The following is a 24202-nucleotide window of genomic DNA, read 5'->3' as shown; positions in this document are numbered from 1 at the left end:
AGCCTGGACCCTGAGGAAGCGAGTAATGAAGAAGTGGCAATGTGTAGTCTGCGGCCTGATCTACAACGAAGCGGACGGTTGGCCGGATGACGGAATCGCCCCTGGCACCCTGTGGCAGGATGTGCCCGAAGACTGGCTGTGCCCGGACTGCGGCGTCGGCAAAATGGATTTTGAAATGATCGAAATCGGCTAACTCTTTGAATTTAAGAAGCGATTTTAAAAAACGTATTACAAGGAGAAAGGAATGAGCGCACCTGTCGTCATCGTCGGTACGGGTTTGGCTGGTTACAACCTGGCCCGGGAGTTTCGCAAGCTCGATAGCGAAACCCCGCTGTTGCTGATTACCGCCGACGACGGGCGTTCCTACTCCAAGCCCATGCTCTCCACCGGCTTTGGCAAGAACAAGGAAGCCGATGGCCTGAGCATGGCCGAACCAGGGGCCATGGCCGAGCAACTCAAGGCCCAAGTACGCACCCATACGCGCATCAGCGGCATCGACCCCGGCCACAAGCGCCTGTGGATCGGTGAGGAAGCGGTGGCCTATCGCGACCTGATCCTCGCTTGGGGTGCGCAAACCGTGCGGGTGCCGGTACAAGGCGACGCCTCGGAGCTGATTTTCCCGATCAACGACCTTGAAGACTACGCCCGTTTTCGCGCGGCGGCAGCCGGCAAGCGCCGGGTCTTGCTGCTGGGTGCCGGCCTGATCGGCTGCGAATTTGCCAACGACCTGATCCTCGGCGGTTACGAAATCGACCTGGTGGCACCCTGCGAGCAGGTCATGCCGACGCTGCTGCACCCGGCGGCAGCTGCAGCGGTCCAGGCTGGGCTGGAAGGCCTCGGTGCGCGTTTCCACCTGGGGCCGGTGCTCAATCGCCTGCAACGCAACGCTGAAGGCCTGGAAGCCCACCTGTCCGATGGCGAAGTGATCCAGTGTGACTTGGTTGTGTCCGCCATCGGCCTGCGCCCGCGTGTAGACCTGGCCGCCGCCGCCGGCTTGCAGATCAACCGTGGGATCATGGTCGACCGTCATCTCAAGACCTCCCACGCCAATATCTACGCCCTGGGCGACTGCGCCGAGGTCGATGGCCTGAACTTGCTCTACGTGATGCCGCTGATGAGCTGTGCCCGTGCCCTGGCCCAAACGCTGGCGGGCAACGCCACGGCAGTCAATTACGGCCCGATGCCGGTCACCGTGAAAACCCCGGCCTGCCCGCTGGTGGTATCGCCACCACCACGGGGCACCGAAGGCGTCTGGAGCGTCGAGGGGCAGGGCGCCGATATCAAGGCATTGTGCCGCGATGCCAGTGGTCGCTTGCTCGGCTACGCCCTGACCGGTACTGCCGTTATGGAAAAACTGGCGCTGAACAAGGAGCTTCCGCCGTTGCTGGCGTAAATACCGGTCGTTCTGTCGGAATAAGCACTCTTTTGCCCGTAGAAAGGTCGCCGCGAGACTGGCGCAGGCTCCGATGGCATGCCATTCTCACTCGCGTCTGCCGCAGAGTAGAGCCTGCGGCGCCTTGGGCGCTGCTCCGTCAGAGAGCGGCACGGACATAACAACAAAAAACCGTCAAAGAGGCTTCACTTATGCGTAAACCAGAACTTGCAGCCGCTATTGCTGAAAAAGCTGATCTCACCAAAGAACAAGCCAACCGCGTACTCAACGCCGTTCTTGAAGAAATCACTGGCGCCCTGCATCGCAAGGACAGCGTCACCCTGGTCGGCTTCGGCACCTTCCTGCAGCGCCACCGCGGCGCCCGTACCGGCAAAAACCCGCAAACCGGCGAGCCGGTGAAAATCAAGGCGAGCAATACCGTGGCGTTCAAGCCAGGTAAATTCTTGAAAGACAGCGTCAATCCTTAAGTAGCGAAGTACGCGCGCCGCACATAGCGAGCGTGGAATGAAAAATGGGCACGCCGACTGGGTCGGGTGCCCATTTTTTGTGGGTCGCGAGTTACTTATTGCCCTTGGCCTCCTTTGCAAAAGTCTAAGTTCGCACCTTGAATTTTGCGCCACCTCTGTGAGGTGGGGAGGCCGGCCAGATGATTCTCAGATCTATTTACTGGGCGGTAAAGAGGCCCAGTTATTAAATAGATTCGTCCCCTTTAACCGCATCACTGAGGAACGACGATGGATCTATTACTAGAAATGTTCAATAGGCCCCGTGCGCTGTAGCTGTTAGCTTGACGATCACTTAAATGGTGTGAGTTTTTGCAGGCCGATCGAACCAATAATCTCCTTTATTCTTTTTAAATTATCGTTAATGTCAGCGTTGATTTTCTCGCTTGGATAATATTCGGGCTTGTCGAAAAACTTGATCTTCAGCAGGCTTATCAAATAAGTAATGCGTTGATTTCCCTCTGTGACGAAGTCCTTTTCCTCGGCAGCATCCTGTATTTTTTCCAGGCTTAACGTTTCACCCTTTATAAAGCGCTCATGTGTATTGCGCTTTACCGTTATCTGCAGCTCATTCCCTGAAGACAGTGCCTCCAGCACACGCGTCAATGCCGGCTCATAAACCTCGGTATTGCCCTGCTCCTTGGCCAGCGTGCCATCCAGCACCAGTGCTGCCTCCACCCATACCCAGTAGTCGTAGTTGTTCTCGAAAGGAATTCGGGAGAGCGGCGCGGTGATCTGCCCCGCAAGGTCTTTTTCGTTAATGACATACAACAGGTACGCCAGGCGGGTTAGCGATTCAATGCGCAGCTTGTTGGTTTTGCTGTACTTGGCCGGGACCTTTGCCAGGTAATCCGCCAGCGGGCCGCTGGCAGATGAAAATGAGTCAAGCGCTTCGGTAATCAGCATGCGGATCTCCAATCGGTTATTTCACAACTATTTTGACTCGGGTGCCGTCGTCGTAGCCGCTCAGGGCATGAGCAATCGAGGACCCCGCTCCCCGGTTGTCGCTAGGGTCGATGTACCTGACACTCGCGCCCTTGCCGCCTTCCTTGAACATCGCCATCGGGAATTCGTCCCGGTCTTTTGCTTTGACTGACGGGTGACCGGCCAAGGAGGCTTTTCGGTTATCCGTCGCGCCGAGGCGGTCGATGGTAAAGATGCTTTTGCCACGAGCCTTGATCACGTCGGCGATGTGGCCAAAGGTCTGTTTGTACTGCTTTTTGGTCAATTCGAGGACGATATCGTGGGTCTTGCCGTCGCCCGCCTTGACGTTGCATCCCTTGTAACCTAGTGGGTCGGTCCAGCCAATGGGGTTTGGAGCGTATTGGTAGAGGTTGATTCCTCCGGCCAATCCAATAGGGTCCGGGGTCGTGAACCGGCCTACATCCGGATCATAAAAGCGGAAGGTGTTGTAGTGCAGTCCCGTTTCTCGATCCAGATACTGCCCCTGGAATCGCAGGTTCTGCTCTTCTATGTAATACGGCTCGCGAACTTCCTCAACCGTATTACCCCAAACCTGATAGCGGGTTTGCCAAAGCACACGGCCATCCGACTCAGTCAGTTGCTCAGGCAAGCCGTTCAGATCGTTATGGTAATAACGCACGCTTTGATGCTCACCCGTGCCATCGACCCGGGCGAGAGGTTCATAACCGTCGCCTTCGTAAAGGTACAGGCTGCTCTGGTTGTTTTTCTGCTCTTGCAGCAGCCGCAGGCCTTCCCAGGTGAAGCGGGTTTCACCCAACGGATAGCCACTGCTGCCATGGTCAGTTTTGGCGATGCGTCGGCCCAAGGGGTCGTAGGTCATTGTTACGACGGTTTCCTGCTGGCCTTTTTGGCTACGTACTTCGACCAGCCGATGTTCGGCGTCGTACGTAAAGCGCTGTAGGCCCCATACCGCACTGCGCTTTTCAATCATTCGGCCAAAGGCATCGTAGCGATAGCGTTTGTCCTGGTAGGTCAGCAGTTTGTTATGGACTACCAGCCCCTGGGGCGGCAGGGAGGCATCCAGTAAGTTGGCAGCCGCGTCATAGGAGAACGTCTCTGTCTGACCCTGCAGATTGTCCTGACTGGCGATGATCCGCCCGCTGGCATCGTAGTGCAGCAACTGACGATGCTGGGCGGCAGGTTGCTGATTGAACTTGCCGATCAGGTTATCAGCCGGGTCGTATTCGAATGTTTTCTGTGCTGCTGGCGGGAGTAATGACGGTTGCCCGTTTTGACGGCGCTGACGTGCTCGCAACCTGCCGCTGCGGTCATATTCGCTGCGAGTGCTGATCTGCCCTTGGGTACGTAACACCTCGCGGTGCAGGCGATCACGCTCGAAGTCACTGATGACTTGTCCATCCAGATTGATCTGGTGCAAGTGGCCGCTGCCGTAGTGCAGGCGATTGATCCAGCGCCCGTCAGGTAATAGCGTTTGGATCAAGTTGCCCAGTTCGTCGTAGTGATGCTGCAGGCTGCCAGCAGCACTCTGCTCCTCGAGTAGCTGGCCCAGGGGGTCATAGGTGAACCCAAGACTCTGTTCGTTTCCCACCGTGTCGACAAAACTCACCGCAACCAACCTGTTCAACGGGTCGTAGGCATATTCTGTGCGCCCATCGGTAGTCACCTTGGCAATCAGGCGTCCAACGGCATCCCGCTCCAGGTGGTGGATGATTGGTTCGACAGGTACGGAGGGCACCACCGCCAATCCATTACCGAATGGCGCTGCAATAGCACTGACGACGCAGACGTTATCCAGCTTGTTGTAGGAATAACGCTTGGCACTACCGTCAAGGTCTTGCTGTTCAATCAGCCGGTCGCCTTCGTCCCAGGCAAATCGATAAATCTCTCCGTTTTGATTAGTCAGTGCCTGCAACCGTCCGTATCGGTCGTAACCGAACTGTACATGCCGACCATGGGCGTCTGTCCGCTGGCTGACTTGGCCTCGGGCATTGTGCTGATAGAGGGTGGTGTGTCCGGCCGGGTCGGTGTAAGCCACCAGCTGGCCGCTTGCATCACGTTGAAAATGTTCTGTGCGTCCATCAGGCAACTGGCTGTTGAGCAAGCGCCCCTGAGCGTCGTAGCTGAACTGTGTGCGTTCGCCCAGGGCGTCGGTGATGACCTGCAAATAGCCCTGGTCGTCGTAGCTGAAGCGTGTCGGGTAACCCGAGCAGTCAACGTGTTCAACCAGTTGGCCAAGGGCGTTCCAGGACAGCCTTTTACTTTTGCCGGTGGCGTCGATAATTTCCACGACTTGCCCATAGGCGTCATAGCGGTACTGGGTGACATGGGCCAATGGGTCGGATTCGCTGATGCAATTACCACGGGGGTCATAGCGGTACTGCCAACTGTTTCCGGCGGCGTCGGTACGGATCAGCGGTAATGCCCAATGCGCCAGCCATACGGTCGAGTCGCTGTGCCCCAACGGGTCAAGCTCGCCAATCAAGTTGCCGGATTCGTCGTAGCTGTATTCGTATCGACCGCTTTGCGGGTCGGTAGCACTGAGCAACTGGCGCTCATCATTCCATTCAAACAGCCAGGTCTGGTCGAGGTTGTCGGTGTACGAAATGATCTGGTGTTGAGTGTCCCACAGGCGTGTACTTACGCGCTGCAACCCATCGGTAATGCGCGTGATACCCGCGTACAAGTCATAGTCGAAACGGTACTCATCTCCCTCACCAGTCCAATGCCGCACCACTCGCCACTCAAGGCCTTCGACCAATCCCCATTCATAGAAACACCGCAGCCCTGTGGGCAGTTGATGCTCCACCATCCGCCGCCCGGCGTCATAGGCAAAGCGCCGCTGAATCTGGCCGGTGGCATCGCGAACCTCGGCCAGATCACCGACAACGTCAAAGGCATAACTGACGAGCGTTTCCCGACGCTGATCAGGATACAAACGCTCAACCCGGCTGACACGACCCATCTCGCGTATCAGTTCCACCTGCACCAGCTCGAAGGTATCGCGCAGTCGCACCAACTGGCCTGCGGCGTCATAGTCGAGGTAGATACGGTTGTCGTTGCGATCACCCAATTGGCTTAATCGCAACAACGAAGCAGCGCCGGGCGTTGTATCAAACAGCCGATACAACCCGTCATCACTTTCGATCAACAGTTGCCCATTGCGGTGTCGCCGAATGCTCAAGCCCTCGCCGGGACTAAATATCGCACCGCCCAACGCTACCGCCCCCAGGTTGATCCGCCGCCCTTGCTCATCGGTGTAGACCAGCTCTTCTCCGCCATCCGGGTGCGACAACACCTCGACGCTGATCTCGTAAGATAAGCTCCAGCCTGCACCAAACATTCCGCCTTGGCGTTCATCCCGGCTGTTATAGAACCGCTGCCAATCAATCGGCAGCACGCCCGGCAATACAAAATCCAGCTCGGTATCTGCGCCCAGCACCTTGGCACCCGTTGCCGCATGCACCGGGTTCATCGAGCCCATCGCCGCGTTGCTCATCGCGCCAATGGCCTGGCTCACTGCATAGGAGCCAACCCCGTTGAGCAACATGCACGGCAAATTACTCAGCGTCTTGCCCTTTGCCCCCTTGAGCATCATCAACGCTTCAATCGCCAACCCCACGCCCGGTGTCTTGCCGCTGCGAATTTCGCGCACCACCACCGAGCCGCCGCCGATGGTGACGTTGTTGGAGATCAGCCCGGATGAAACAACAGTCGCTTCACAGACACTGCGATCGCCGCTGCGCACAGCGGGTTGACCATTGATGGTGACCTTTTCCGAACCCTCGGCCAGAAACTGCGGTGGCATCGGTGGGTGCAGGGCGCACAGCACAAAGTCGGTGGGCAGGGGCACGGCGCCGGGTGCCGGTGTGGCAACGGTGGGCCGCCACAGTTGCGAGAAAAACCCCTCAGCCATGTCCAGGAAACCAGGCTCAGGCGCTGGCGCACCTGCGGGTTCTGGCCCCGGCTCAAGCTCAGTCCCCGCAGGTGCTACATGCGAGGGAATACTTCCCGCCGCCCGCGCCGCCGGAATGCTGTTGACGAAGGTGTCGGTGGAGCCAATCGCGATGTTGGCCTGCACCGTGGGCGGGAACAGTGCGTTGCTGAAACTCTCGCACATCTTGCTCAGGCCCTTGTCGGCCCCGGTCTTGCTCATTGCCATGCCGACGACGATGCCCACCACCGCGCCGAGGATGCAGCCGCCCACGCCTGCGGTGGCAATGGTCACGCCCACAGCCGCCGCGACCGCCGCCGTTGCCAGCGCAGTAATCGCCACGTTGGCCGCCACTTCCAGCACACCGCCGAGGATGTCCGCCATCATCGAGGTGTGGGACAGCGCGTCGCCCATGCGGGCAGCCCATAATGCGTCAGACATACAAGCGGCTCATCAAGAAATAGCGTCGAACGACAACGAGTTTTTAATCGTCGCCCAGTGCGCCGCCTCGGCATCCCCAAGCTTGTCCGCCTTCACATAACTCAAGGCAAGCATCTTGCGCGTGCCGGGCAACACCAGCGCCAACTGGTACTGGAATACCTTGTCGTTGCCCTTGTTGAACTGGCTGCGCAACTCGATACCTTCCACTTCCTGGGCCGCGCCCAAACGCACGGCAACACCCGGTTGGTAGCGCAGATCCTGCACCTGTTTTTCCAGGCGTTTGAGCTGGTCGTCGAAGTTGCTCTGCAAGGTTTCACCCTCGGCAAGGAAGCTGCGGCTGACGATCAGCGACGTGCCCAACTCCGGGAACTTGAGGATGTTGATCGTTGCGTCCTGCAGCTCGCCGGCCGGCAGTTGGAACTGGAATTCGTTGATTCGGTACGTCATGGAAAACAGATCTCGTCAGGAGCTTTTAGGCGGTGGGAACGCGGCTTTCACGTTGGCGTCGATGCTCTTTTTGCAACCTTGGCCTTCGGGTTCGGCACCGGGGCCCAGGCCGTTGTTCAGGTGCAGCACACCGCCAGTGTTGAACTGGGCATCGCCGCTGGCGTAGAAGCTGATTTGCACGCCGGTGAGGTTGATCTGCCCGCTGGCATTGAGCTCCAGGATGCTTTCGCCGCAGACCAGGCGCAGGTTCTCACCCACTTCGATGACGTAGCTCTGGCTGATGCTGTCGGTCTTGCGCTGGCCCACCAAGAGGACATCCTCCTGCTTGACGATGCGCGTGCGGTTATTACCGATGGTCACCGTCTCGTTATGGCCGATGCTCTTGTTTCGGTCATGCCCGACGGAGTGGCTTTCATCCACCTCAACCACAATGTCCTGATTACGCTCGGCATGGATGTACAACTGCTCCAACCCCTTCTTGTCCTCCATGCGGATTTCATTGAAGTTGGCTGGCGTGCCGCCTTTGCTGGAGCGGCTTTTCATCCCGCTTTGGGTGGCATTTTCCGGCAAGTCGTAAGGCACGGTCTGCTCGGCGTTATATACCCTCCCGGTGACGATTGGCCGGTCCGGATCGCCTTCCAGGAAGCTGACAATTACCTCCTGGCCAATCCGTGGAATCTGCATCGAGCCCCAGTTTTTACCTGCCCAGGATTGCGACACACGAATCCAGCACGAGCTGTTTTCATTGGACTGATCATGCCGGTCCCAATGGAAATGCACCTTCACGCGCCCGTACTGGTCGGTCCAGATTTCCTCCCCCTTGGGGCCCACCACCAGCGCCGTTTGCGGGCCTTTGACGATGGGCCGGTGAGTGTTGGCCAGGGGGCGGAAGCTCTGCTGTGCGTCGATGCAGGTCATGCTGCTTTCGAACTGCGCCGAGGCCGCGCTGCCACCGCTCTCCAGGCTTTCCTGGGTAATAAAGTAGCGGGCGCCGACGATCAGGTATTCGCGGTTCTGGTCCTGGCGGCTGAAGCCAGTGAGGCTGAACAGGTTGCCCGAGCCCAGGCCTCGGGCGTTGCCGCTGAACTCTACTTGTTCGTGCAGGGTTTGCAGCGCCTCGATTCGGGTGCGGGCGTAGTGTTCGCCGTCGGCGCTTTGCACATAGGTGCCGGGATAGTCGTACAGCGGGTAGTCGCCGGCGGCGTGTGGGCGCGGCATGGCCGAACGCACGTCGATGCTGGCGCTGGGGCGCTGGAAGTCATAGTCGTTGAGTTCAAGGGAACCGGGTTGCACTTGCTGGGCCAGGTGCCAGTTGTGCATATGGTCGCGCTCGCGCTGCTGCTCGTCCTTGGGGTAGTAGGGCACCGAGCCGTAACCGACCACGCCGGTATGGGCGCCATAGGCATCGGCCAGCACCAGCACATGGCGGTCCTGCTCATGGCGGAAGAAGTAGTAGATACCTTCCTGTTCCATCAACCGGCTGACGAAATCAAAGCTCGTCTCGCGGTACTGCACGCAGTATTCCCACTCGCGGTACGGGCGGCTCAGGGCGTCTTCGAAGTCGGAAAAACCCAGGTCGCGGAACACCTGCTTGATGATCTGCGGGATGCTCAGGTTCTGGAAAATCCGGCAGTCGGAGGTGCGACTCAGCATCCACAGCCATGGGCGCAGCGTCACCTGGTAACTGGCGAACTGGCCCTGGTCGATGTTCTGGCTGCAGCGGGCGACGAGGCCGTGAAAATAGCGCTCGCCACCGTCCGCCAGTTGCAGGCTCAGGCACATAGGCTTGCCCAGCAACTGGTTGAGGTCGATGGCCGAGTCCAGGGAGGTCAGCTGCAACTCGAAGTTGAACAGCCGCCCCAGCTCTTCGCCGCCACCCATTTCATTGAGCAACAGCACATCCGGCCCGAGGGGGCTGGTGACCTTGGCCAGGCGTGAGGCTTGGTTGAATAACATTGGCTAACCCGTTTCATTGTAGGAGCCGAGCTTGCTCGCGATGGTCGTTAACGATGACGCTGGCATTCTGAATCAGCGAGGCGTGTTCGAGTTCTTCGCGAGCAAGCTCGGCTCCTACAGGTACTGCGGCGTTTAGGCCGCGTCGCTGAAGTCGTAGTGCAATTCATTATCCCGCGCGCTGATCCGCACCCCCGCCAACGCCTTGCCTTCCAGCATGCGGGTGAGGAACTCGCGACTCATGTCCGGCAGCAGGCTGTTGGTGAGGATGGTGTCGATCATCCGCCCGCCGCTTTCGGTTTCGGTGCAGCGGGAGACGATCAAGTCGATCACCTCGTCGTCGTAGTCAAAGGCCACTTTGTGGGTGTTCTCCACACGCTTCTTGATGCGGTTGAGTTGCAGGCGGGTGATCGCCTTGAGCATCTCATCGCTCAGCGGGTAGTACGGAATGGTCACCAGGCGCCCGAGCAAGGCCGGCGGGAAAATCTCCAGCAGCGGCTGGCGCAGGGCCTTGGCGATCTCTTCGGGTTCAGGGATGTTTGCCGGGTCCTTGCAGACCCGGGAAATCAGCTCGGTACCGGCGTTGGTGGTGAGCAGGATCAAGGTGTTCTTGAAGTCGATCACCCGGCCTTCGCCGTCTTCCATCACGCCCTTGTCGAATACCTGGAAGAAAATCTCGTGCACGTCCGGGTGGGCTTTTTCTACCTCGTCCAGCAGCACCACGCTGTAAGGCTTGCGCCGTACGGCTTCGGTCAGCACACCGCCTTCGCCATAACCGATGTAGCCCGGTGGTGCGCCCTTGAGGGTCGATACCGTGTGGGCTTCCTGGAACTCGCTCATGTTGATGGTGATGACATTCTGTTCGCCGCCGTACATGGCTTCGGCCAGGGCCAGGGCGGTTTCGGTCTTGCCCACGCCAGAGGTGCCGGCGAGCATGAACACGCCAATCGGCTTGCTCGGGTTGTCGAGGCCGGCACGGGAGGTCTGGATGCGCTTGGCGATCATCTGCAAGGCGTGGTCCTGGCCGATGATGCGTTTTTTCAGGTGCTGGTCGAGGTTGAGCACGATTTCCAGCTCGTTGCGGGCCATGCGGCCCACCGGAATGCCAGTCCAGTCGGCGACCACCGAGGCCACTGCCTGGTAATCCACGGTTGGCAGGATCAACGGCGTCTCACCTTGCAGGGCGCTCAGGCGCTGTTGCAGGTCCACCAGTTTTTCCCGCAGGGCGTGGCTGTCGTCGCTGTCGACATCGCTGTCCACCACGCCGGCCTTTTCCCGCAAGGTAGCGCGGGTGGCGAGCAGTTCGTCCACCAGGGTTTTCTCTTCGGCCCAGCGGCTTTCCAGGGTGGCGAGGCGTTCGCGCTCGGCGCTCAGCAAGGCTTCGCTGTTGGTCTGGCGCGCGCCGATGGCGATGCCAATCGCATGCTCGCGGGCGATGATTTGCAGCTCGGTTTCCAGGGCTTCGATACGGCGACGGCTGTCGTCCACTTCCGCCGGTACCGCGTGCAGGCTGATGGCGACGCGGGCACAAGCTGTGTCCAGCAGACTCACGGATTTGTCTGGCAACTGGCGCGCAGGAATGTAGCGGTGGGACAGCTTGACTGAAGCTTCCAGCGCTTCGTCGAGGATCTGCACCTGATGGTGTTTTTCCATGGTCGAGGCCACGCCTCGCATCATCAGCAGCGCCTTGTCTTCCGACGGCTCGGCCACTTGCACCACCTGGAAGCGGCGGGTCAGGGCCGGGTCTTTCTCGATGTGCTTCTTGTACTCGGCCCAGGTGGTGGCCGCCACGGTACGCAGGGTGCCGCGGGCCAAGGCGGGTTTGAGCAGGTTGGCTGCATCGCCAGTACCGGCAGCGCCTCCGGCACCTACCAGAGTGTGGGCTTCGTCGATAAACAGGATGATCGGTTTGGGCGAGGCCTGAACGTCTTCGATGACCTGGCGCAGGCGCTGTTCGAACTCGCCTTTCATGCTCGCCCCCGCTTGCAACAGGCCGACATCGAGGCTGCGCAGTTCCACGTCTTTCAGGGCCGGCGGTACGTCACCGGCGACGATGCGCAGGGCGAAGCCTTCGACCACGGCGGTCTTGCCCACGCCGGCTTCACCGGTGAGCATCGGGTTGTTCTGCCGGCGACGCATGAGGATGTCCACCAATTGGCGGATCTCTTCGTCACGCCCAACGATAGGGTCGAGCTTGCCGCTACGGGCCTGTTCGGTCAGGTCGACGGTGAAACGCTTGAGGGCTTCCTGTTTGCCCATGGCGCTCGGGGCCATCGCACCACTGGCTTCGCCGGGCACGGCGCCGGCGTTGAAACCGTCGCTGGCGCTGAGGGCGTTTTCCGGCGAGTCGCCGACGTATTCGTCAAAGCGCTCGCTCAGGGCTTCGGCCTTGATCTTGTCGAACTCCGAGGACAAACCCAGCAGTGCATGGCGCAGGCTTGGTGTCTTGAGAATGCCCAGCACCAGGTAACCGGTGCGCACCTGGCTTTCGCCGAACATCAAGCTGCCGTAGACCCAGCCACGTTCCACGGCTTCTTCGACGTGGGACGACAAATCGGTGATCGACGTTGAGCCACGGGGCAGGCGGTCCAGGGCCTCGGTCAGGTCACGGGCCAGGCGCGCTGGCTCTACGTTGAACTGACGGATGATGCGGTGCAGGTCCGAGTCTTGTAGTTGCAGCAACTGGTGGAACCAGTGGGCCAGTTCCACATACGGATTGCCCCGCAATTTGCAGAACACGGTGGCGGCTTCGATGGCCTTGTAGGCCACGCTGTTGAGTTTGCCGAACAGTGCGGCGCGACTGATTTCACCCATGCTCTGGATTCCTTGAGGTGTTGGCGTGTTCGGCGTAATGCCGGGCCAGGATTAGGTCGTTGGCGTCGTGCTCGGGTTGGCCGAGCCAGGTGTTGAAGCCCAAACGGAATTGGCCATTGAGTTGCAACGCCGGAACTTGCGGTTGTTGAAGAATCAGGTTCAGGTCCCAGTCCAGCTCATGGCCCAGGTACTCGGCGACCCAGGCCACCAGTTCGTTGAACGGCTGGCTGCCGGGCAGCATGCCCATGTAGTCGTCGAGCTTGAGCGGCCCCAAGCGGATGCGGAACTTGTGCTGGCGGTCCCAGACATGGCTGCCCAGGCAAAAGTCCACGCCCAACTGGTTGGCGCTAACACTGACGCGGCTGCGTTCCGGCAGTTCCAGCCATTGGCCGATGTACTCTTCGATCTCCACCGGCAGGCCAAAATACTCGCCAAGAATCGCCTTCAAACCGTCCGGGTAGCGGGTCTGCGCCGACAGGTGGCCGCTGTAATGCAGCTTCGCCGTGTCAGGAATCAGGCCTTGTTTGAGCAGGCTTGGCATGCCGCGACCGCTCAAGGCGGCCAGGCGTGCGGACCAGTAATCATCATCCGGCCGATCATGGCTGACCGTCGGCCGCGCCTCGGCCCAGGCCCGGTAAAACAGAGTCAGCAGACGGTGGTGGAACACATCGAGAAAGCGTTTGCTGGTGCTGTCGGCATTGTTGCGCTGGCGTTCGCGCACGTATTCGGTGATGTGCAGCGGCAGCGGGCCATTGGGGCCGCCGAGGCCGAAGAAGAACTGCTCCAGCCGCGCAGGCTTGCCGTCTCCGCCGGGATCGACCGAGGCCAGCGTGGCCGGGGCAAAGGTGCAATCAGCCTGCTGGCCAAGGCGCAACGGGTCATCTGCCAGTCGCAGGGAATGGCCCAGGCGCGGCAAATCCGGCGATTCGCACTCGATACGGCGCAGCGCCTGGAAGAAGTCATATTCCCAGGGCTCCTGGTGCATCGCGTCCAGAGTACTCACAGGGTCGGACGGCGTCCGGGCTTGGCTTTCCATCGCATGATCTCGCCGCGTTCGGTGGTACGGATCACCGTCTCGGTAAAACTGTTGATCGACACGTAACGCGCCAGGAAGCGTTCGAACACGGCACCGAGCAGAAACACGCCGGTACCGCGGAACGCGTTTTCATCAAAATCCAGAGTAATTTCCAACCCACGACCAAATACGATAGGCCCTGGCATCGGCAGGCGGCGGGTCACCGCTTTGCTGCTGACCTTGCGCAAGCCTTCGATCTGCAATTGCAGGGCGGCGTCGTTGTTGTCGCCGTACAGGCGCAGCAATTCCCGCAGTGCGGCGGCGCCCTGGCCTTCTTCGCTCAGGGACAGGTAGTTGAGCGACAACTGGCTGATCAGACGCCATGCCTTGGCATCATGGGCATGGCTGGCGCGCGGGCGGCTGGGGCCTGCGACGCAGCGAACCGCCAGCACCGGGGCGCTGTCGGCCAGGGTGAAGTCGGTCTTGCCGTTGCCAACGCTCATGAACAGCGGCAAATCGCGGTTGGTACACAGGGCTGTTACGCCCAATTGGCGCAGGTCGTGGCGGTACGGCGCTTGCTGGCTGTCCACCAGGCTGACGAAGGTTTCGCTGCCCACATAGGTGGAGCGCGGCCCGTTGCGACGCTGGTCGCTGGACAGCACGCGCGGCTCTCGGCGCACCGTGTAATAGGCCTGATCACGACCGTAACGCGACGGATCGCGTACCGCGTAGAACGGCAAGAACGGCTGCTCCGGCCCGGTACCGTGGCCCGCGATACCGCTCAGGGAATGAATCTCGAAATCCATCGGCCGAGTGCGGTCGGCGATCACATGGTGTTCGTTGACGCGCTCGGACAAGTGAATGCGGTCTACCCGCTTGGGGAACAGATTGATCGCCGGGGTGCAGAACGGCACGAACTGTGCGGCGCCGACACTGCCTTCCAGGCTCGGATCGTGACGGTCGAACAGCACGATCAGCTCCAGCTCCTGGCCGTCGCAGCGTTTTACCGCACGGCTCAGTTCGGCGAATTCGACGAACAGGAAACGGTGAGGCAGGGCGAAGTATTCCTGCAGCAGCCGATAGCCCTGGAAAGCACGCGGCACCACCGGCATGGCTGCATCGGCGTCGTCAAAGCCACGGGAGCGCAGCGCGTCTTGCGGCAGGCGTTCGACCCAATCACCGCCAGGCTGGCGGGCGAACACCGCGCAGGCGTTGCCCAGCAGTTGTTCGTACAGGCGGAATGGTTGCTCGTCGGCACCGCTGAGGTACAGCGGCAAGTTGTCCAAAGCCAGGCTGCTGAACGGCAACTCGGCACCGGTGCGCAGGGTCAGGCGCAAGCCGGCCTTGGCCTTGGGTTCACTGGCGGCCAGGCGCCCGAGTACGGCGGATGGGTTGCCGAAGTACTCGGCCTGGCTGACCAGCAACGGCCACAGCGTCACAGGGTGAGCGGTGCGGTACTCGCAACAGGTCTGGGTTTCGCGGCCAAGGGTGGCGCGCAGGACCGTGTCCCGCGGCAGAGGAAAACCGTTGGTCAGGGAACCTTCATCGGGATCAGCCTGCAATTGCACCACGGTCATCGACGGCGTCGGTGCCAGGTAGTGCGGGTAGGCGATCTCCAGCAAATTATTGGTGAAGGTCGGGTACTCGGCGTCGAGCTTAAGCTGCACTCGGGCGGTGAGGTAGGCAAAGCCTTCCAGCAAACGTTCGACGTACGGGTCGGCGCAGTCCATGCCGGACAGGGTCAGCCGACTGGCGATCTTCGGGTATTCCTTGGCGAACTCCGCCGCGCTCTCGCGAACGTGGTGCAGTTCCTGGTTGTACAGCTCCAGCAGGCGCGGGTTCATGAACGTCTCCGCTGGTCGGCATTGACCACGCGTACATGACCGGACTCCAGGTCCAGGTCAGTTTGCAGCAACAAGCGCAACGGCACCGGCTGTGCCCACAGGTCGCCTTCGATCTCGAAACTCAGGGCGTTGTGGTTCATCTCGCCGTGGCCGATGCGCGCTTTCACCCGCAAAGTGTTGCGCAGGATGCGTGGTTCAAAGGTGGCGATGGCCTGGTAAATCAAGGCTTCCAGGGCGCTGATGTCGATGCTGGACACACTGTTGCCCGCCAATGCCGGCAGCCCGTAATTGATCACTGAAGTACCTGCCGGGGTGTGCAACGTGGCATCTGCGTTGAGCAACGAGGTGGTGTTAAGCAACCACGTCAGGTCCCGCAGCACCGAGGTTTTCAGCTGGGTCAGGGACAGCACGCGTTTGTCGGCGCTTTCCTTGGGGTTGCTCGGGTCGTCGTCGGTCAACCGGTCGAGGAGAGACGGTTGCAGGCGGTCGCGGGAGGCGATTTCGGTTACCACGAAAAGAAAGCTACATACATTTTTTGATCCCATTGCCCAGGACCACACGAGGCAATGCGGTTAGCCTCGGATGCTTCCAGAGCACCTTTGATCTGGCGCACTGCCTGGAGAGTGGTCAGACAATCCCTACTGGGTGCTGGTAAGTGCTCGCTGCGTTCAACCATAAAAACCGGCACTTCGCGAAACATCTCGACGCGCAACTGTAGAGCCCTGTCCAGACTGAATTGGCAAGGCCATTCCATATCAAGTGTCATATGGGTTTGATCGGGTTTGACGAGCGTGCACTGACCTTGGTCGTTTATCAGGCTCAGGGGCTGACCCACAAAAACTGCCTCGGTTAGCGTTAGCGGGCTCGCAGAGGTTCCTGTTTTCTCTCCGGCGCATGCGCTCAGGCTTGTTGCCAATAATGTGGCAAGCAACAATTTGCGAATCATAAGAGCTCCCAGAACCAGATGGCTTTGGACCTGAAAAAGAGATCACCACTGCGGGTCTGACCGCGGTTCCATAAGTCGATATGGTCGCCGGTCGGTCTTCCAGCGGTGTCACTGCTTTGCTCGTAGCAGTCTTTGAAAAAGATAATGCCTTTTTTGCTCATCAGTTTCGTACGGTCCTCCACGCTGTTGGTGTAGATCTTTGGAGGGCCGATTTGTGTTCTTTTCCACAGCCAGTTGGCTAATGACTCTGCACCTCGCGCATGACCATGCGCGCAGCGGGGTTCCGAGTAGGTCGATGAATTGACCGCAAGTGTTCGTTCGCCACACAGGGCAATGCTGACACGGATCGCGCACTGGTTGATCCAGGGGCCATCACAGGCAGGAGGATCTACAGGAGAATAGGGCGGATAGCTGTTCCACAAATTAATAAACGAAGGTTTGGCCATGACTCAAATACCGAAGGGGGAGAGGTCGAGTTCGAGCAAGCGCCAAACCCCCGGCGCATGACGTCGGGGGGGTGTTTTATCAGCGTTTGGTGTTAGAACGAATATTCCAGCCGTACTTGATCGCGCCGCCGTCCTTGCTGCCGTCGGCTTTCTGTGGCTGATACTCGACCAGTACCTGAGCGAAGTTCAGCGTGACGTTTTCAGTCAGGCGATCATCGCTGCCCGAGCCGCCGGTGCTCAGGGAAGTAATGAGCACTTCTTCCAGGTCGATGATGAAGTACTCGACCTGGCTTTCGCCGCCGGCCTTGCGCACGGTCAAGCGAACCTTGTCGATGTGCTTGCCGCTGGAGCACAGCATCATCAGGTTTGGCGAGGCCTTGTCGACGTACTTGGTCAGCGACAGGTCCTGGATGTTCACCTTACCCGCGCCACCGCCACCGCCGACGTGCATGTTGCCGGACTGGGACATGCCCCAGCTCCAGTTCAGGACGTCGATTTCGTCCTTGTGGGCCTTGTCCATGGACTCGCCCTTGATGTCGCCAATCTTGATGAAAATATCAACAGCCATGTTTTCTCCCTGTGTGGTCTTAGCCACAGAATTTGTTAACGCCGCCGACCCCTGTAGAAGCGAGCGTGCTCGCGAAGGTCGTCAACGATGACGCTGGCATCCTGGATGAACGCAGTGCCTTCAAGTTTTTCGCGAGCAAGCTCGCTCCTACAGGGAGCGAGCCAGTCCCGATTTTTTACGCGCCTTTCGCCGAAGGCAGTTTCGATACCAGGCGCAGCGACACCGTCAGCCCTTCGAGCTGATAGTGCGGGCGCAGGTAGAACTTGGAGTTGTAGTACCCCGGGTTGCCTTCGACGTCTTCCACGATCACTTCGGCAGCCGCCAACGGATGCTGGGCCTTGGTGGTTTCGGTGGAGTGCGCCGGGTCACCGTCGACGTAGTTGAGGATCCAGTCCTGCAACCAGCGCTGCATCTCGTCCTTCTCTTTGAAGGAACCGATCTTGTCGCGCACGATGCACTTCAAGTAGTGGGCGAAACGGCAGGTGGCGAACAGGTACGGCAGGCGTGCGGCCAGGTTGGCGTTGGCAGTGGCGTCCGGGTCGTCGTATTCGGCCGGTTTCTGCAACGACTGGGCGCCGATGAACGCGGCGAAGTCGGTGTTTTTCTTGTGCAGCAGCGGCATGAAACCGTTCTTCGCCAGTTCCGCTTCGCGGCGGTCGCTGATGGCGATTTCGGTTGGGCACTTCATGTCCACGCCGCCGTCATCAGTCGGGAAGGTGTGGGCAGGCAGGTTTTCCACTTCACCGCCGGACTCCACGCCACGGATGCGCGAGCACCAGCCGAAGTGTTTGAACGAACGGTTGATGTTCACCGCCATCGCATACGCGGCGTTGGCCCAGGTGTACTTGGAGCTGTCGGCGCCGTCGGTGTTTTCTTCGAAGGCGAAGGCTTCCACCGGGTCGGTCTTGGCGCCGTATGGCAGGCGCGCCAGGAAGCGCGGCATGGTCAGGCCGATGTAGCGTGAGTCTTCCGATTCACGCAGGGAACGCCAGCCGGCGTATTCCGGCGTGGTGAAGATCTTGGTCAGGTCGCGCGGGTTCGACAGTTCTTGCCACGAGCCCATGCCCATCACGGTCGGCGAGGCCGCAGCAATGAACGGCGCGTGCATGGCGGCGCAGACTTTCGACAGCTCGCCCAGCAGTTCAACGTCCGGAGGCGACTGGTCGAAGTAGTAATCGCCCACCAGGCAACCGTAAGGTTCGCCGCCGAACTGGCCGTATTCTTCTTCGTACATCTTCTTGAAGATCGGGCTCTGGTCCCACGCGGTGCCCTTGAATTTCTTCAGGGTCTTGTGCAGGTCGGTCTTGGAGATGTTGAGCACGCGAATCTTCAGCTGCTCGTCGCTCTCGGTGTTGTTGACCAGGTAGTGCAGGCCACGCCAGGCACTTTCCAACTGCTGGAAGTCTGGGTGGTGGATGATCTGGTTGACCTGGGCGGTGAGCTTGGCGTCGATGGCGGCGATGATCGATTCGATCGATTTGATGGCGTCGTTGGACACCAGGTCGGTCTGCGCCAACGCCTGTTCGGCCAGGGTGCGCACGGCGGTTTCTACCGCTTCGCGGGCACGTTCGGTCTTGGGTTTGAATTCTTGCAGCAACAGCGAGGCGAACTCGCTGGTTTCTTCGGTGGCGCCCAGGTTGTGCGCGCCTTCACGGGCTGTATCGGTCATGATCATTCGTCCTGATTAAGCCTGGGGCTCGGCTGGCTTTGGGGCGCTGGGCTTTGGTGCACTAGCGAGCGCCTGCAGCAGTGCCGGGTCCTTGATGGCCTTCATGATGATTTCTTCGGCGCCGGTCTTGCCGTCCATGTAGGTCAGCAGGTTGGCCAGTTGGGTCCGCGCTTCGAGCAGCTTGTTCAGCGAGTCGACCTTTCGCGCCACGGCGGCGGGGCTGAAGTCGTCCATGCTTTCAAAGGTGATATCCAGGCTCAGGTTGCCTTCGCCTGTCAGCTCATTGGGCACGTGGAAAGCCACACGTGGCTGCATGGCCTTGAGGCGGGAGTCGAAGTTGTCGACGTCCACTTCAAGGAACTTGCGGTCGGCCACCGGCGCCAGAGGCTCGGCCGGCTTGCCGGCGAGATCGGCCATGACGCCCATGACGAAGGGCAGCTGGACCTTTTTCTCGGCGCCGTAGAGCTCGACGTCGTACTCGATCTGCACCCGAGGCGCGCGGTTGCGCGCGATGAATTTCTGAGAACTTTGCTTCGCCACGTTGCTGCTCCTGGTCGCTTGAGCGACGGTGTTGTAACTGCGAGGTCCAGACGCTTATTCGCCGTCCGGTCCGCGCAGGTTTTCAAATTGGGACATGCCGTCGGGAATCAGATTGCGCACGATGGCCGCGAAGTCTGCGTGCACCAGGTTCTTTGCCCGGTTCAACAGCACCGGCAGCGGGCTGGAAGGCTCGTGGCGGGTGTAGTACGCGAGGATTCGGTCCAGGCTGCGCAGCACTTCATCGCGGTTGGCGATGTCGCCGTTGTTACGCGGTGCTGCGGGGGCTACGGCGTATTCAACCGAGGGGGCGCTATCTTCACTGACAACCTCGGGCTCGCCGCTGTGTGGGGCGAATTGACTGAGGATCTGCAAGGCCTGCTTGAGCGGTTGCTTCAAGGGCCCGAGGTCCACGCCTTGGGCGGAGCCGACCTGGTCGCTGACCTGTTGTTCGATGGCTTCGCAGGCCGCGCGGGCTTCGTTGAGGGCGGCGCGGGTGGCGTCCAACTGCTTGGCATCGCTGTCGAGGAATGCCCCGGCCAGTTGTTCGGCGCCCAGGGTTTCCCCTGGGAAACCTTGCAGGCCGCTGGCGTTGGCGGCGGCGCGCAGGCTGACGGGGCCGAAGGTCCGCGAGCGGGTCAGGATGCTTTCGCGCAGCAGGCGGATGGTCGCGTCCGAGGTCAGGCCGGCGAGGGCGTTGATACGTACGGTGGGGTCGTTGTCGTCATCGGCATCCAGGCGTGGATGCAGGTCGGCCCAGTACTGCTTGAGCAGTTCGCTGATCAGCGTCAGGACCGTGGCCAGTCCGGCAACGCCTTGCAGGGCGAGGGAACTTTGCAGCAGAAAATGAGTGATGCGCAGGTCTTTGCTGCGTTGCAGAAGGTCCAGGCTTTGTTGCTGGACGCCGCGCCATTGCGGAGGTTCGGCGGGCAGGATCGAGTCGCCCATGCTGCGCTCAGGTTGACCCTGGGCGGCACGTTCCAGATGCAGATAATCCGCATCATATTCCAGGTCTTCGCCACAGGGCGAAGTCGTGGAAACGGCGGTGAGCAGTAAAGGCACATCCACTAAATTTGATCTCCCTATCCGCCCGTTAGTCTCGGGCGATTCATGCGTTAGTTGCGCGAGAAACTTTGCATGTTTTCTTGGTCATATACGCGCTTTGAAGTCTATTTGATTTCAAAGTGCCATCACTGACATTCAAGAAGTTGTGCATTTTTGGTGTAGTAGTTAGGCCTTGTCAAGGTAAGCTATTCGCCCCGTGTGACAGATGTGCGGTGCTTAACAAGCTGCGCGACCGCTGAGTCGAAGCCAGTACCGTTAGAGGATTTTTGTCACAAGAGCCAGGTAAGATCAGCAATTACGCTGGAAAAACGGCTTTTAAAGGATATTTGCACGAGTTGTCGGCGATTTCTCGGGAGCCATTTTCCCTTGGGTCAACCGCGCGCGAAGTATCAGCAAGGAGGCAAGATGTCGCTGTGTTTGACTATCACTAGTTATCACAAGATTACCCCTGGCCAGTGCCCTGAGAAGTCTATGGATCAGGGTGTGATGGCTATTGGGCGCAGTTCGGAAAATGACTGGATATTGCCTGATCCAGAGCGCCTGGTTTCCTCGCAACATTGTGTTATTCAGTACAAAGATGGCCGTTATTATTTAACCGATAACAGCACTAATGGTGTGGAGTTGGTCAAGGCCGGTATTCGGCTGCGCCGTGGCAACAGCGAGCCGCTACAGGACGGTGAACTGATCCGTATCGGCGATTATGAAATCCAGGCGCGCATCGATTTCAATCTGCAGGTCACCGATAACCATCCTTTTGCCGGGGATTCGTCCAACAGTTTTGAGGCCCTGATGGGGCGTCAGGGCGCCGTCGTGAATACTCCGATGCCAACCCCTGTGATCGCGCCGCACTTTCAGGGCGCGTCGTCGATGGACACCCTGCCTGATCTGTTCGACTTCCTCACGCCAACTGCCGTACCGCCGCCTACCCAGCCCGACCATGTGCCGGCCGAGCAACACGACTTTCGCCCGCCAACGCCGCAGCTACCACTGGTAGTAGTTGAGCCTCCTGCGCCCGTTTTATCGGGATCGGTGATTCCCGAAGACTGGGACTTGTTCGGTGATACGCCAGCGCCAATGATCAGCGTCCCAACGCCGGTGGCGATCCCTGAACCACCGGCGCCGATTGCTGAGCCGCCTGTGGTCGAGGCCCCGCTTCCGGTGGTGGACGTTAACCAGCCCGACCTTCTACAAGCCTTCCTGCGCGGCGCCGGCCTGGACCAGTTGCGTCTGGACAAGGCCCAAGCCGAAGCCCAGATGGAAAGCATCGGCCGCAGTTACCGGCTGATGGTCGAAGGCCTGATCGATGTGTTGCGTGCTCGCAGCAGCCTCAAGGGCGAGTTCCGCATGCAGCAGACGATGATTCAGCCGGTGGAAAACAATCCGTTGAAATTCGCCCCCAATGCTGATGAAGCGTTACTGCTGCTGCTGCGCCACGGCAACCATGCGTTTATGGCGCCAGACCTGGCAGTGCGTGACAGTTTTGATGACTTGCGCGCCCACCAGTTGGCGGTGATGGCCGGTGTCGAAGCCGCGATCAAACACCTGCTGACACGCTTTGAGCCGGCGCAGCTGGAAGAGCGCATGGGCAAGCCCGGCGGCCTGTCGAGCCTTTTCAACGGTTCGCGCCAGGCCCAGTACTGGCAACAGTTCACCGAGCTCTACAGCAATATTTCCCGTGAGGCCCAGGAAGATTTCCAGGACTTGTTCGGGCGTGAATTCAGCCGTGCCTACGAAGAGCACAGCGCACGACAGCGTCGCCCCTGAGGGTCGTAGTCGCATAACAACAAATGGAACAACGGACAGCTAAGTACGTCATTGAGGGCGCAGGATGATTCCCAGGTTTTTACTCGCAGTTGCCACAATGCTTCTGCTGACGGCGTGTGCCAAGGATGCAGCCCAGCCCGAGGCTCCCGAGGAGCAAGCCAACACTGCTGCCGTCGAGTTGCACTTCCATGCCATTGCCGGGCTCAACCCCGGCGCCAGCGGCCAACCGGCCCCGGTTAGGGTGCGGATTTTCGAACTGAAAAACGCCGCCACTTTCAGCCGCTCCGATTATTTCGCCTTGGCCGACCGCGCCCAGGCGACCCTCGGCCTGGACCTGATCGACCAGGACGAAGTGCAGATCTTGCCCGGCCAACAGCTGAGCATCCAGCGCGACCTCGACCCGGCCACCCGCCAGATCGGCCTGCTGGTGGGCTATCGCGATCTGGACCAGGCGCTGTGGCGCACGGTGATCAGCGTGCCGCCCCGCCAATACACCGAATACCAGATCAGCCTTGATGTTCGTGCCGTGCGCGCTGACGTCGTGGTTCCCCCATCCAGCCCTGCCCAATAAGCAATCGGAGCCCCCATGTCCTGGAACAATCGAGTGGTCTGGTCGGAAGGCATGTTCATCGGAACGCAGCACTTTCAGCAGCATGACCGTTACCTGGAAAACCTGATCGACGCCCGCAGCCGCCCGTTGTCGGCCGGTGCCTGGGGCTTTTCCGAATTGCTGATCGACCAGGGCCTGCTGGCCCAGGGCAAGTTGGCCATTGTCTCGGCCCGTGGCCTGTTGCCCGATGGCACACCGTTCAATATTCCCCAGGATGACCTGGCGCCGAGCCCGCTGAACATCGACGACAACCTGCGCGATGGCCTGGTGTACCTGGCCTTGCCCCTCAAGCGTGCCGGCGCCCGCGATACTGTCGACGAAGGTGAAGCCCTCGGCGCTGCTCGTTATGTAAGCCAGGTGCGGGAAGTGCGGGACGACAACGCCCCCTTCGAAAACCGTGCGCCAGTGGCTGTTGGCTCCCGGGCCTTGCGCTTGTTGACTGCCCAGGATGGCGTCAGCGATTACGCCGCCATTGGCCTGGTGCGCATCAAGGAAAAACGCGCCGACCGCGCCCTGGTGCTGGACGACAGCTACATCCCACCTGTGCTGGACGTGGCCGCCAGCAAACCGCTGACGGCGTTTCGCAGCGAACTGCTGGGCCTGCTGCACCAGCGCGGCGAAGCCCTGGCCGGTCGGGTGGTCGCATCCGGCGCCGGTGGCGCTTCGGAGATCGCCGACTTCATGCTGTTGCAACTGGTCAACCGCGCCCAGCCGCTGATCCAGCACCTGAGCCAGTTGAGCCCGCTGCACCCGGAGCGGTTCTTCAGCGAACTGGTGAGCCTGGCGGGGGAATTCTCCACATTTTCAACCTCCGGCCGCCGCCCTCTGGAGTTCCCGCAATACCAGCACGACGACTTGGCCCTGAGCTTCACGCCGGTGATGCAGGCCCTGCGCGAAGCGCTGTCGATGCTGATCGACAGCAAGGCCACGCCGATCCCGATTGTCGAGAAAGCTTACGGCGTGCACGTGGCGATGCTGGCCGATAAAACCTTGATCGATACCGCCAGTTTCATTCTCGTGGTGCGCGCTGACGTGCCCGGTGAAACCTTGCGCGGTCGCTTTGCCCAGCAGAGCAAGGTCGGTTCGGTGGAACACATCCGCGACCTGGTCAACCTGCAACTGCCGGGCATCGGCCTGCTGCCGCTGCCGGTGGCGCCACGGCAGATTCCGTACCACGCCGGCTCCACTTATTACGAGCTGGACCGGGGCAGCGAGCACTGGCAGCAACTGATCCATTCCGGCGGCTTTGCGTTCCACATTGCCGGGCAGTTCCCGGGTTTGAACCTGGCTTTCTGGGCCATCCGAGGATAA

At 60.1% G+C, this 24202-nt stretch carries 20 protein-coding genes; 6 read left to right on the top strand and 14 right to left on the bottom strand.

Annotated elements, in window-relative coordinates; translation table 11 throughout:
• Positions 1-25 precede the first annotated feature (25 nt).
• The 3 genes from ACZRJ6_RS08325 to ACZRJ6_RS08315 all read left to right on the top strand — a co-directional run bounded on the left by ACZRJ6_RS08325 (position 26) and on the right by ACZRJ6_RS08315 (position 1860).
• Entirely contained in the window at positions 26-193 is a 168-nt protein-coding gene (locus ACZRJ6_RS08325) for a rubredoxin (protein ID WP_032856748.1), read from the top strand.
• A 51-nt stretch (positions 194-244) separates the two neighbouring features.
• On the top strand, positions 245-1393 hold the full coding sequence (locus ACZRJ6_RS08320; protein WP_463967588.1) for an NAD(P)/FAD-dependent oxidoreductase: 1149 nt from the start codon (positions 245-247) through the stop codon (positions 1391-1393).
• Between the two features lie 191 nt (positions 1394-1584).
• Positions 1585-1860 carry an HU family DNA-binding protein gene (locus ACZRJ6_RS08315; RefSeq protein ID WP_003177201.1) on the top strand — a complete coding sequence of 92 codons (276 nt, stop codon included), beginning with the start codon at positions 1585-1587 and terminating at the stop codon, positions 1858-1860.
• A gap of 327 nt (positions 1861-2187) precedes the next feature.
• Here ACZRJ6_RS08315 and ACZRJ6_RS08310 read toward each other — a convergent pair whose 3' ends face one another.
• The 14 genes from ACZRJ6_RS08310 to tssA form a co-directional block, all read right to left on the bottom strand.
• Positions 2188-2802 carry a DUF6707 family protein gene (locus ACZRJ6_RS08310; RefSeq protein WP_463967589.1) on the bottom strand — a complete coding sequence of 205 codons (615 nt, stop codon included), beginning with the start codon at positions 2800-2802 and terminating at the stop codon, positions 2188-2190.
• Positions 2803-2818: 16 nt separating this feature from the next.
• A complete protein-coding gene (locus ACZRJ6_RS08305) occupies positions 2819-7213 on the bottom strand; it encodes an RHS repeat-associated core domain-containing protein (protein WP_463967590.1) in 4395 nt (1464 codons plus the stop codon).
• A 12-nt stretch (positions 7214-7225) separates the two neighbouring features.
• Entirely contained in the window at positions 7226-7660 is a 435-nt protein-coding gene (locus ACZRJ6_RS08300) for a DcrB-related protein (RefSeq protein WP_463967591.1), read from the bottom strand.
• Between the two features lie 15 nt (positions 7661-7675).
• Positions 7676-9616: a type VI secretion system Vgr family protein gene (locus tag ACZRJ6_RS08295; RefSeq protein ID WP_463967592.1), complete on the bottom strand. Its 1941-nt coding sequence runs from the start codon at positions 9614-9616 to the stop codon at positions 7676-7678.
• Positions 9617-9748: 132 nt separating this feature from the next.
• Complete coding sequence (gene tssH, locus ACZRJ6_RS08290; protein ID WP_463967593.1) at positions 9749-12427, bottom strand: type VI secretion system ATPase TssH; 2679 nt, start codon at positions 12425-12427, stop codon at positions 9749-9751.
• Positions 12420-13463 carry a type VI secretion system baseplate subunit TssG gene (gene tssG, locus ACZRJ6_RS08285; protein WP_463967594.1) on the bottom strand — a complete coding sequence of 348 codons (1044 nt, stop codon included), beginning with the start codon at positions 13461-13463 and terminating at the stop codon, positions 12420-12422. Before tssG ends, tssH begins: the two co-directional genes overlap by 8 nt.
• Complete coding sequence (gene tssF, locus ACZRJ6_RS08280) at positions 13427-15286, bottom strand: type VI secretion system baseplate subunit TssF (protein ID WP_463967595.1); 1860 nt, start codon at positions 15284-15286, stop codon at positions 13427-13429. Before tssF ends, tssG begins: the two co-directional genes overlap by 37 nt.
• Positions 15283-15798 (bottom strand): type VI secretion system baseplate subunit TssE, encoded by a 516-nt coding sequence (tssE, locus tag ACZRJ6_RS08275; RefSeq protein WP_463967596.1) that lies wholly within the window; start codon positions 15796-15798, stop codon positions 15283-15285. The genes tssF and tssE overlap by 4 nt, the downstream gene beginning before the upstream one ends.
• Positions 15792-16232, bottom strand: a complete 441-nt coding sequence (locus tag ACZRJ6_RS08270; protein WP_463967597.1) for a hypothetical protein — start codon at positions 16230-16232, stop codon at positions 15792-15794. The genes tssE and ACZRJ6_RS08270 overlap by 7 nt, the downstream gene beginning before the upstream one ends.
• Entirely contained in the window at positions 16229-16678 is a 450-nt protein-coding gene (locus ACZRJ6_RS08265; protein ID WP_463967598.1) for a type VI secretion system amidase effector protein Tae4, read from the bottom strand. Before ACZRJ6_RS08265 ends, ACZRJ6_RS08270 begins: the two co-directional genes overlap by 4 nt.
• Before the next feature lie 79 nt (positions 16679-16757).
• Positions 16758-17246, bottom strand: coding sequence for an Hcp family type VI secretion system effector (locus ACZRJ6_RS08260; protein ID WP_463967599.1), 489 nt, complete (start codon positions 17244-17246; stop codon positions 16758-16760).
• 175 nt (positions 17247-17421) lie between these two features.
• Entirely contained in the window at positions 17422-18915 is a 1494-nt protein-coding gene (gene tssC / locus ACZRJ6_RS08255; RefSeq protein ID WP_463967600.1) for a type VI secretion system contractile sheath large subunit, read from the bottom strand.
• Positions 18916-18930: 15 nt separating this feature from the next.
• Positions 18931-19455, bottom strand: coding sequence for a type VI secretion system contractile sheath small subunit (gene tssB / locus ACZRJ6_RS08250; protein ID WP_133100738.1), 525 nt, complete (start codon positions 19453-19455; stop codon positions 18931-18933).
• A 54-nt stretch (positions 19456-19509) separates the two neighbouring features.
• Positions 19510-20520 (bottom strand): type VI secretion system protein TssA, encoded by a 1011-nt coding sequence (gene tssA, locus ACZRJ6_RS08245; RefSeq protein ID WP_463967601.1) that lies wholly within the window; start codon positions 20518-20520, stop codon positions 19510-19512.
• 402 nt (positions 20521-20922) lie between these two features.
• Here tssA and tagH point away from each other — a divergent pair, with 402 nt between their 5' ends.
• From tagH to tssK, 3 genes are all read left to right on the top strand, one after another.
• Positions 20923-22281 (top strand): type VI secretion system-associated FHA domain protein TagH, encoded by a 1359-nt coding sequence (gene tagH, locus ACZRJ6_RS08240; protein WP_463967602.1) that lies wholly within the window; start codon positions 20923-20925, stop codon positions 22279-22281.
• Between the two features lie 64 nt (positions 22282-22345).
• Positions 22346-22852: a type VI secretion system lipoprotein TssJ gene (tssJ, locus tag ACZRJ6_RS08235; protein WP_463967603.1), complete on the top strand. Its 507-nt coding sequence runs from the start codon at positions 22346-22348 to the stop codon at positions 22850-22852.
• 15 nt (positions 22853-22867) lie between these two features.
• On the top strand, positions 22868-24202 hold the full coding sequence (gene tssK, locus ACZRJ6_RS08230) for a type VI secretion system baseplate subunit TssK (protein ID WP_463967604.1): 1335 nt from the start codon (positions 22868-22870) through the stop codon (positions 24200-24202).

This window comes from Pseudomonas sp. C321, from assembly GCF_055407105.1.
The sequence above is the reverse complement of the archived record's forward strand: the minus strand, read 5'-3'. Positions and strand labels throughout refer to the sequence as shown.

Coding starts and splice junctions, on each gene's coding strand:
- ACZRJ6_RS08295 (WP_463967592.1), bottom strand. CDS start 9,616: ATGTTATTCAACCAAGCCTCACGCCTGGCCAAGGTCACCAGCCCCCTC.
- ACZRJ6_RS08270 (WP_463967597.1), bottom strand. CDS start 16,232: ATGATTCGCAAATTGTTGCTTGCCACATTATTGGCAACAAGCCTGAGC.
- ACZRJ6_RS08325 (WP_032856748.1), top strand. CDS start 26: ATGAAGAAGTGGCAATGTGTAGTCTGCGGCCTGATCTACAACGAAGCG.
- tssK (WP_463967604.1), top strand. CDS start 22,868: ATGTCCTGGAACAATCGAGTGGTCTGGTCGGAAGGCATGTTCATCGGA.
- tssJ (WP_463967603.1), top strand. CDS start 22,346: ATGATTCCCAGGTTTTTACTCGCAGTTGCCACAATGCTTCTGCTGACG.
- tssF (WP_463967595.1), bottom strand. CDS start 15,286: ATGAACCCGCGCCTGCTGGAGCTGTACAACCAGGAACTGCACCACGTT.
- ACZRJ6_RS08320 (WP_463967588.1), top strand. CDS start 245: ATGAGCGCACCTGTCGTCATCGTCGGTACGGGTTTGGCTGGTTACAAC.
- tssC (WP_463967600.1), bottom strand. CDS start 18,915: ATGACCGATACAGCCCGTGAAGGCGCGCACAACCTGGGCGCCACCGAA.
- tagH (WP_463967602.1), top strand. CDS start 20,923: ATGTCGCTGTGTTTGACTATCACTAGTTATCACAAGATTACCCCTGGC.
- ACZRJ6_RS08300 (WP_463967591.1), bottom strand. CDS start 7,660: ATGACGTACCGAATCAACGAATTCCAGTTCCAACTGCCGGCCGGCGAG.
- tssH (WP_463967593.1), bottom strand. CDS start 12,427: ATGGGTGAAATCAGTCGCGCCGCACTGTTCGGCAAACTCAACAGCGTG.
- tssG (WP_463967594.1), bottom strand. CDS start 13,463: ATGGAAAGCCAAGCCCGGACGCCGTCCGACCCTGTGAGTACTCTGGAC.
- ACZRJ6_RS08265 (WP_463967598.1), bottom strand. CDS start 16,678: ATGGCCAAACCTTCGTTTATTAATTTGTGGAACAGCTATCCGCCCTAT.
- ACZRJ6_RS08310 (WP_463967589.1), bottom strand. CDS start 2,802: ATGCTGATTACCGAAGCGCTTGACTCATTTTCATCTGCCAGCGGCCCG.
- ACZRJ6_RS08305 (WP_463967590.1), bottom strand. CDS start 7,213: ATGTCTGACGCATTATGGGCTGCCCGCATGGGCGACGCGCTGTCCCAC.
- ACZRJ6_RS08260 (WP_463967599.1), bottom strand. CDS start 17,246: ATGGCTGTTGATATTTTCATCAAGATTGGCGACATCAAGGGCGAGTCC.
- ACZRJ6_RS08315 (WP_003177201.1), top strand. CDS start 1,585: ATGCGTAAACCAGAACTTGCAGCCGCTATTGCTGAAAAAGCTGATCTC.